Here is a 3,001-nt window from a genome sequence, read left to right on the forward strand (position 1 = left end):
CCCGACGATGCTCCGCTCTCTGCCCCGGGTGGGTTGGTGAAGAGTGTGGTGGCCCTGGATCGGGTGGTGATCCGGTTGGCGGGTGATTCCGGTGATGGGATGCAGTTGACGGGTGGGCGGTTCACGTCGGAGACGGCGTCGTTCGGGAATGATCTGTCGACGTTGCCGAATTTCCCGGCCGAGATTCGGGCGCCGACGGGGACGCTGCCGGGGGTCAGCTCGTTCCAGCTGCATTTTGCTGATCACGACATCATGACGCCGGGGGATGCGCCGGATGTGTTGGTGGTGATGAATCCGGCGGCGTTGAAGGCGAACCTGCCCGATCTGCCTGGTGGTGGGTTGTTGATCGCGGATTCCGATGAGTTCACCCCGCGGAATCTGGCGAAGGTCGGCTATGCCTCGAACCCGTTGGAGGACGGGTCGCTGGCGGGCTGGCAGGTGGTGGCGGTGCCGTTGACGTCGATGACGACGCAGGCGCTGGCCGGGTCGGGGTTGGGGAAGAAGGAGGCCGAGCGGTCGAAGAACATGTTCACGCTGGGTCTGCTGTCGTGGATGTATCACCGGCCCACGGAGGGGACGGTGCGGTTCCTGGAGCGGCAGTTCCGGCGGAAGCCGGAGATCGCGGCGGCGAACATTGCGGCGTTCCGGGCGGGGTTCAACTACGGGGAGACGACCGAGGCGTTCGCGGTTTCCTATGAGATCAAGCCGGCGCCGATGAGCCCGGGCCGGTATCGGCAGATTTCGGGGAACCAGGCGTTGGCGTTGGGGATCGTGGCGGCGGGGCGCCGGTCGGGTCTGCCGGTGTTCCTGGGGGCGTATCCGATCACGCCGGCCTCGGATGTGTTGCACGAGTTGTCCAAGCACAAGGCGTTCGGGGTGCGCACGTTCCAGGCCGAGGACGAGATCGCCGGGATCGGTGCGGCGCTGGGGGCCTCGTTCGGTGGTGCGCTGGGGGTGACGACGACGTCGGGGCCCGGTGTTGCGTTGAAGGCGGAGACGATCGGGTTGGCGGTGATGACGGAGTTGCCGTTGCTGATCGTGGACGTGCAGCGCGGTGGGCCCTCGACCGGGTTGCCGACCAAGACCGAGCAGTCGGACCTGCTGCAGGCCCTGTACGGGCGCAACGGGGAGGCGCCGGTGCCGGTGATCGCCCCGCGGTCACCGGGGGACTGTTTCGACGCGGCGCTGGAGGCCACCCGGATCGCGTTGACCTACCGCACCCCGGTGATCCTGCTCTCGGATGGGTATCTGGCCAACGGCGCCGAGCCGTGGGCGGTGCCCACCGAGGAGCAGTTGCCCGATCTGTCGACCGGGGTGGCGTTCGCGACCGCGCCGAACGGGGATGACGGGGAGTTCCTGCCCTATCTGCGGGATCCGGAGACGTTGGCGCGGGCGTGGGCGGTGCCGGGTACGGCGGGGCTGCAGCACCGGATCGGTGGGTTGGAGAAGGCCGACGGGACCGGGAACATCTCCTACGACCCGGAGAACCACGACTTCATGGTCCGCACCCGGCAGGCCAAGATCGACGGCATCGCGAACTCGATCGGCCCCACGGAGGTCGATGACCCCGACGGGGACGCGTCGGTGGCGGTGATCGGCTGGGGTAGTACGTACGGGCCGATCGGGGCGGCGTGCCGGCGGATCCGGGCCTCGGGCCGGTCGATCGCCCAGGTGCACGTGCGGCACCTCAACCCGCTGCCGGCCGATCTGGGGGACATCCTGGGCCGGTACGAGCGGGTGGTGTGCCCGGAGATGAACCTGGGGCAGCTGGCGATGATCCTGCGCGCCAAGTACCTCATCGACATCCATTCCCACACCCAGGTGCGGGGGCTGCCCTTCCGCGCCGCCGAACTCGCCGCCGTGCTGCAGGACGCCATCGACGGCACCACCGGCACCCCGGCGACCAGCGACTCCAGCAGTGACCACCCAGCACAGATGGGAGCGGCCCGATGACCGCCATCGAATCGACCAACGCCCACGTCCACGGCGGCGGGGTGCACGACCTGGGGATGCCCGGGAACCCGATCTCGGCCGCGGTCGCCGACTCCGTGGAGCTGGCCGGGGAGAAGAACGCGGCGCTGAAGGCCAAGGACCTCAAGACCGACCAGGAGGTGCGCTGGTGCCCCGGCTGCGGGGACTACGTGATCCTCAACGCCGTGCAGTCCTTCCTGCCCTCGCTGGGGATCGCGAAGGAGGACATGGTGATCGTGTCCGGGATCGGCTGCTCGAGCCGGTTCCCGTACTACATGAACACCTACGGGATGCACTCCATCCACGGCCGCGCCCCGGCGATCGCCACCGGCCTGGCCGCCTCCCGCCCCGACCTGTCGGTGTGGGTGGTCACCGGCGACGGCGACGCGCTGTCCATCGGTGGCAACCACCTGATCCACACCCTGCGCCGCAACGTGAACCTGACGATCCTGCTGTTCAACAACCGGATCTACGGCCTCACCAAGGGCCAGTACTCACCCACCTCCGAGATCGGGAAGGTCACCAAGTCCACCCCGATGGGCTCCCTGGACCACCCGTTCAACCCCGTCTCGCTGGCCCTGGGCGCCGACGCCACCTTCGTCGGCCGGGCGATGGACTCCGACCGCAAGGGCCTCACCGACGTCCTGCGCCAGGCCGCCGCACACCCCGGCACCTCCCTGGTGGAGATCTACCAGAACTGCAACATCTTCAACGACGGCGCCTTCGAACTCCTCAAGGACCCCACCACCGGCCCGATGTGGACCATCCCCCTCGAGCACGGCCAGCCCCTGGTCTTCGGCCCCGACGGCGCCGCCTGCGTCATCCCCGACGAATACGGCGGCCTGCGCATCGCCGAGACCAACCAGGTCGACCCGGCCGAGATCATCGTCCACGACGCCCACCGCGAGGACCCCGCCTACGCCTTCGCCCTGTCCCGGCTGTCCTCCCACGACCTCCGCTACACCCCCATGGGCGTCTTCCGCTCCGTCGACAAGCCGGTCTACGACCGGATGATGGCCGACCAGCTCGA

Annotated in this window: 2 protein-coding genes; both read left to right on the forward strand. The window is 68.7% G+C overall.

The features are described from left to right. The first annotated feature begins 36 nt into the window (after window positions 1-36). Complete coding sequence (locus tag ACYVG5_RS21340; protein ID WP_460683532.1) at window positions 37-1,953, forward strand: 2-oxoacid:acceptor oxidoreductase subunit alpha; 1,917 nt, start codon at window positions 37-39, stop codon at window positions 1,951-1,953. After that, window positions 1,950-3,001, forward strand: a 1,052-nt coding sequence (locus tag ACYVG5_RS21345; protein ID WP_460683533.1) for a 2-oxoacid:ferredoxin oxidoreductase subunit beta, incomplete at its 3' end; no start/stop codon positions are given. The genes ACYVG5_RS21340 and ACYVG5_RS21345, both read left to right, overlap by 4 nt.

This window comes from Modestobacter lapidis, assembly GCF_054780755.1.